At 41.1% G+C, this 6,407-nt stretch carries 4 protein-coding genes; 2 read left to right on the plus strand and 2 right to left on the minus strand.

Annotated features, from left to right (window positions below):
- Window positions 1-7: 7 nt before the first annotated feature.
- Window positions 8-667 (minus strand): beta-phosphoglucomutase, encoded by a 660-nt coding sequence (gene pgmB, locus RV00_RS14285; RefSeq protein WP_071863230.1) that lies wholly within the window; start codon window positions 665-667, stop codon window positions 8-10.
- Window positions 660-2,945 carry a glycoside hydrolase family 65 protein gene (locus tag RV00_RS14290; RefSeq protein WP_071863231.1) on the minus strand — a complete coding sequence of 762 codons (2,286 nt, stop codon included), beginning with the start codon at window positions 2,943-2,945 and terminating at the stop codon, window positions 660-662. Before RV00_RS14290 ends, pgmB begins: the two co-directional genes overlap by 8 nt.
- A gap of 232 nt (window positions 2,946-3,177) precedes the next feature.
- Here RV00_RS14290 and RV00_RS14295 point away from each other — a divergent pair, with 232 nt between their 5' ends.
- Window positions 3,178-5,352 (plus strand): PTS transporter subunit IIBC, encoded by a 2,175-nt coding sequence (locus tag RV00_RS14295; RefSeq protein ID WP_071863237.1) that lies wholly within the window; start codon window positions 3,178-3,180, stop codon window positions 5,350-5,352.
- A gap of 48 nt (window positions 5,353-5,400) precedes the next feature.
- A complete protein-coding gene (locus RV00_RS14300) occupies window positions 5,401-6,192 on the plus strand; it encodes an endonuclease/exonuclease/phosphatase family protein (RefSeq protein WP_084133311.1) in 792 nt (263 codons plus the stop codon).
- Window positions 6,193-6,407 lie beyond the last annotated feature (215 nt).

Consider the following 6,407-nt stretch of genomic DNA (forward strand, 5'->3'; position numbering starts at 1 on the left):
CTTACTATTAGTTCTGCCAATGTTTTTTTAGAAACTCAATCGTTAACTCGTTGGTCGAATCAACTAAGGCGATATCATGGCCTAGCTGTTGAGCCTTGCCGACGCCAATTGGCAGCGCGCCGCTGGCTTTGATCGCAGCTATTCCAGCTTGAGCGTCCTCGATCCCGATGCAGTCTTCTGGCTTTAAGTTTACTACTTCTGCAGCCAAAATAAAAATATCCGGTGCAGGTTTTCCTGCTTTGATCGTAGCAGGATCGGCAATGCCATCGAAGTACTCAGTTAGTTCCATTTGCTTTAGTAGAAATGGGCCGTTTTTACTGGCGGAAGCCAAAGAAATTTTGATTCCTGCTTTTTTTAAATCCTGCAATAAGTCTAAGATCCCAGGATAGACGTCCTTAGGGGAGACTGCCTGAATCATTTCTACATAATTGTCATTTTTACGTTTCGCCAATTGATCAAACTCCGTCTGAGAAAAATCATTTTCCCGGTTGCCGTGGGTTAGAATCAAACGCAATGAATCTTCACGGCTGACCCCTTTTAGTTTTTCGTTAAACGCGCGATCGATAGAGATCCCTAATTCATCTGCTAGTTTTTTCCACGCCAAGTAATGATATTCGGCGGTATCTGTAATGACGCCGTCTAAGTCGAATAAGACTCCTTTAAACATGTGACTCCTCCTGTTTAAGAGAAACGGTCAGCGTATTCTCTAACGTAATTTCTTTCCCATAAAGCATCATAGCCAATGCCGGTCCATCTTTCAAGTCGATTGTGACTTCTTTTTGATTAACTGCTACGGCTAATAAGCGACCACGATAGTTTACATGGAAAGAGTAGTTTTCCCATTCCTTCGGCAGGATTGGAGCAAAGCTAAGTTCTCCGGTACTGGTCTTCATTTGAGCGAAGCCGTGAACGATCGCTAACCAGCTGCCAGTCATTGAAGTGATATGAAGGCCATCATCAGTATCGTTGTTGTAATTATCAAGGTCCAAACGAGCTGTTCGTTGATACATCTCCATTGATTTGTCCGTCAAACCTAACTCCGCGGCTAAAATAGAATGAACCGAAGCAGAAAGGGATGATTCATGAACCGTCATCGGCTCATAAAATTCAAAGTTTTTCCGTTTCTCTTCCAACGTGAACTGATCGCCAAAATAATAAATTCCTTGTAAAACATCGGCTTGCTTAATGAAGCAAGAACGCAAAATCTTATCCCATGACCAATGCTGGTTCAGCGGACGTTCTGCTGGATCAAGTTCAGAAGTAGGCATTAGATCCTTGTCTAAGAAGGTATCATGCTGTACGAAAATTCCCAACTCTTCATCCGTTGGGTAATACATCCGATCAATAATATCTTGCCATTTCGCTTGTTCTTCTGGTGTAATCGTGACCGTTGCTTGGGCTTGGTATTTGTTATAATTTTCCAACGTATAAGACAGTACCCAAGAAGCGATATAGTTTGTGTACCAGTTGTTATTGATATTATTTTCATATTCGTTGGGTCCCGTAACACCATGGATCATGTATTTTTGCTGACGCTTAGAAAAATGGACCCGGTCGGCCCAAAAACGAGCAATCTCCGTCAAGACTTCTAAGCCTTCTTTTTGAATGTATTCTTCATCACCGGTGTAAGTAGTGTAATTATAAATGGCATGGGCAATCGTTCCATTTCGATGAATCTCCTCAAAGGTGATCTCCCATTCATTATGACATTCGATCCCAGTGAAGGTTACCATTGGATACAAGGCGCCTTTTAGCCCTTGTTGCCGGGCGTTGTGTTGTGCTTCTGCTAATTGATTGTGACGATATTTTAATAGGTTTTTTGTGACGTCAGGATCGGCGATGCCTAGATACATCGGTACGGCGTAGGCTTCTGTATCCCAGTAAGTCGCGCCGCCATATTTCTCGCCAGTAAAGCCTTTTGGTCCGATGTTCAAACGTTGATCTTCGCCGTAATAAGTCGAGAAAAGTTGGAAAATATTAAAACGAATGCCTTGTTGGGCTTCATCATCACCATTGATCAAGACATCGGCTAAGGCCCAACGATCCGCCCAAGCACTATTTTGCTCTGCTAACAAATCTTCATAAGAAGCGTCGTATTCATTAAGCAAAGCCGTCGCTGTTTCTCTTTGCTCCGCTTCTGGCACATCCCGACTCGTTAAAATCACGACCCGTTTTTCCAATTGGATTGGTTGGTTGGCTTTTAGTTCATAGCTGAAACTTTCAGCGACTTCTAATTTAGCATCTTGTTGTAATCCGGTTGACGAACTCAAATGTTTCATGGCACCCGTCACGGAAAATTGTTCAATCCCGAAATTATTCGGTACAGTTTGAGTAGTTAAGAAGCTAATATCTTCTTGATGTCCGCGATTTTTTTCGAACCAGAACATTTCCTCGTAATTGCTATCCACGTTTTGCACATTATTATCTAGTTTAGAGACTACTTTTAAGTGGGCAGTTCCTGATAGACTTTCAGCAGTCAGCTGAATAACCGCTAATTCTTTTTTTACGATACTTAAGAAACGTTGGAAAGTAAAACGAACCTTAGCGTCATCAATTGTAACTACGAAGCTGCGAGTAAGAACGCCATTTTCCATATTTAATTCCAAGTCAAAATCTGTTAACTCATCTACAGCAAGATCGATTTCATGATCATTCACGTATAATTTCATTTGTAGGAAATCCATTGCGTTGATGACTTTACCAAAGTATTCCGGGTAGCCATTTTTCCACCAACCTACCCGTGTTTTGTCAGGGAACCAAATACCAGCTAGATAGGTTCCTTGATGATGAATGCCGCTGTAGCTTTCTTCAAAATTTCCTCGCATACCCATATAACCGTTACCGATACTGGTTAAAGATTCCTGTAAGCGACGGTTTTCTTTATCTAAGTGTGTAGTGCGGATTTTCCAAGGGTCGATTTCAAAAAGACGTTGAACTTTATTCATGATAGTCCTCCTTAAGTTTTCTTAGTTTCATCATAAACGCAATCGGTTGCGCAAGTCAAGCATTTGTTGATGAATCAGAAAAATATTCAGCAGACAAACAATAAACTCAAAACCAAATTAATTTAACTGAAAGAGTTTACAAAATAAACGAATGAGTATATAATGCAAATTAGCGAAACCGATTGCGTAAAAGTTTCATCATCAAAAAATAGGAGGAACAAGCATGAAGGGTATCAAAAAGATTTTTAGTTTTGAGTTTTGGCAAAAATTCGGGAAGGCCTTGATGGTGGTAATCGCGGTTATGCCAGCAGCTGGTTTGATGATCAGTATCGGAAAATCATTACCATTGATTGACGCAAACCTAGGTTGGTTGGTGACAACCGGCGGAGTGATTGAAAATGTTGGTTGGGCGATCATCGGCAATCTTCATTTACTATTTGCGTTAGCGATAGGCGGTAGTTGGGCGAAGGAGCGTGCGGGTGGTGCATTTGCAGCTGGGTTATCATTCATTTTAATTAATCGAATTACCGGTGCGATCTTCGGTGTGACTGCGGAAATGTTAGCTGATCCTAACGCGGTAACCCATACTTTATTCGGACAAAAAATTATGGTGGATGGCTATTTCACAAGTGTCTTAGAAGCTCCCGCATTGAATATGGGGGTTTTCGTCGGGATTATTGCTGGGTTTGTCGGGGCGACTGCCTACAATAAATATTATAACTTCCGTAAATTACCAGAAGTTTTGACTTTCTTTAATGGGAAACGGTTTGTTCCATTTGTTGTAATTCTTCGCTCCGTGATCGTCGCTTTGGTTTTGGCATTCATCTGGCCAGTGATTCAAACCGGAATCAATGACTTCGGTAAGTGGATTGCTAATTCTCAAGATACGGCACCGATTTTGGCCCCCTTCTTATATGGGACGCTTGAACGGCTGCTTCTACCATTTGGGTTGCACCATATGCTGACGATCCCAATGAATTATACGCAACTAGGTGGAACCTATGAAATTCTGACTGGGGCACAAGCGGGTAGCCAAGTATTTGGTCAAGATCCATTGTGGTTAGCGTGGGCAACCGACTTAGTCAACTTGAAGAACAATGGAGATATGTCACAATATCAACACGTGTTGACACAATGGACACCAGCTCGTTTCAAAGTTGGTCAAATGATCGGTTCAACCGGTATTTTAATGGGATTGACGTTAGCGATGTATCGCAATGTTGACCCTGATAAGAAGAAAAAATACAAATCAATGTTCCTTTCTGCTGCGGTTGCCGTATTCTTGACTGGTGTAACAGAACCGTTGGAATTCATGTTCATGTTTGTGGCAGTTCCACTTTATGCTTGCTATGCCGTGATCCAAGGGGCGGCTTTTGCGATGGCAGACTTGATTCATTTGCGTGTTCATTCATTTGGGAATATTGAATTGTTGACACGGGTACCGATGGCAATTCGGGCAGGTCTAGGTAATGATTTATTGAATTTCGTCTTAACAAGTATTGCCTTTGGTGTATTCACTTACTTCTTCGCAAACTTTATGATTAAGAAATTCAATTACGCGACTCCAGGAAGAAATGGAAATTATGAAGTAGACAACGATGACAGTGTCAGTGATGGAAATAACGGAACAGCCTCAGCAGATTCTCAGATCGTAAAAATCATTAACTTATTAGGTGGTCCGCAAAACATTACCGATGTTGACGCATGCATGACCCGCTTACGAGTGACGGTCGCTGATAATGGTGTGGTAGGCAATGAAGAAGCTTGGAAAAAGGCTGGTGCAATGGGCTTGTTGGTAAAAGATAATGGTGTCCAAGCAGTTTACGGTCCAAAGGCGGATATTTTGAAATCAGATATTCAAGATCTCTTGGACTCAGGAGCAACCATTCCAACTAGTGACCCGCAGTCTGTAACAGCTGAGCCTGAAAAATCAGCAGTTGCCTTTAAAGGAGCACAGCAAGAATTTGTAGCTCCTGCCAATGGGGAACTGATCCCAATTGATCGTGTTCAAGATGAAGTCTTTTCACAAAAAATGATGGGCGAAGGGTTTGCTGTCATTCCAGAAAACGGCGAGATTGCAAGCCCAGTAGCCGGTACGATTGTTTCAATTTTCCCAACTAAACACGCAATCGGGATCAAAACCGATGATGAAATCGAAGTGTTGCTGCATATGGGGATCGACACGGTTGATCTTGGCGGTGAAGCATTTGAGATTAAGGTCCGTGAAGGTGAGAAAGTAAAAGCAGGGAAAATCGTAGCGACGGCCGATTTGGCTAAGATTCAAGCAAGCGGCAAAAAGACGACGATGATCGTTGTGTTCACAAATGGTGACAAGATTGAAGATTACCATTATGATAAAACTGGACTCGTTTCTCGCGGGGAAACGATCGGAAAGTTTGATTATTAAAGTGAGGCGAGAAGGATCAAAGTATTAACTCTAAACACTCATAGCTGGATGGAAGCAGATGATCAGCGACAAATTCGTGTATTGGCACAACGAATCGCTCAAGAAAAGTATGACCTTGTGGGCTTGCAAGAGGTGAATCAAGGAATTGCAAGCCCGTTGGTAGAAGTCGATGGCTATTTTCAACCAACGGAAGAACAACAAGCAATTCGTCAAGATAATTTTCTGTTTTGCTTGACCGAGTACTTGAAGGAGCTAGGCTGTTACTACTATTGGAATTGGAGTTATAACCATATCGGCTATGATCGTTTCCATGAAGGAATTGGTTTACTATCTAAAACCCCTTTAATAGTAGAAAGCCATTTTGTTTCAAAAAGTTCTAATCCGGCTGATTACCATACAAGGAAAGTAGTGATTGGCGAAACGACTGTAAATCAAGAACAAATAGTAATCGCGAATGCACATCTTTCTTGGTGGCGGGGCTTTGATGATTCTTTTGCACCTGAATGGCAAACGTTAGAAGAGAAGTTGAAAGCAAAAAGCGGTTCTTTATTAGTTATCGGCGATTTTAACAACGATGCTAAAAAGATCAATGAAGGATATGACTTGGTGACAAAAAGTCCTTTAGATTTGCAAGACGCCTTCATAGCGTCAAAAAAGACAACTGGGGAATTTACAGTTGAAGAATCGATTGATGGCTGGGCTCAGAATCGATCAGGTTTGCGGATTGATTATGTGTTTGCTGCTAAAACCTTTGAAATAGTCAGTTATAAGGTTGTCTTTGATGATATCAACGACGCAAAGATTAGTGACCATTTTGGAATAGAAGTGATGATGGATTAGCATTTTGCTAGTCCATTTTTCATTTCACTGAAATTATTTTGAAAAAATAATGAAAAGTGTTTGACATTATATTTCAGTATGATATTATCAATAACGTTGTTAAAACAAGTTGCTATGACAACGAAAAATAATGTTTGACAAACTTTTTGCTGAATGTTATGATTTCAAAGTTGTCATTTGAGTTTCAAAACTTTTTCAAAAATTAATTGAAAAAA

This window comes from Enterococcus devriesei, assembly GCF_001885905.1.
GTDB lineage: Bacteria > Bacillota > Bacilli > Lactobacillales > Enterococcaceae > Enterococcus_A > Enterococcus_A devriesei.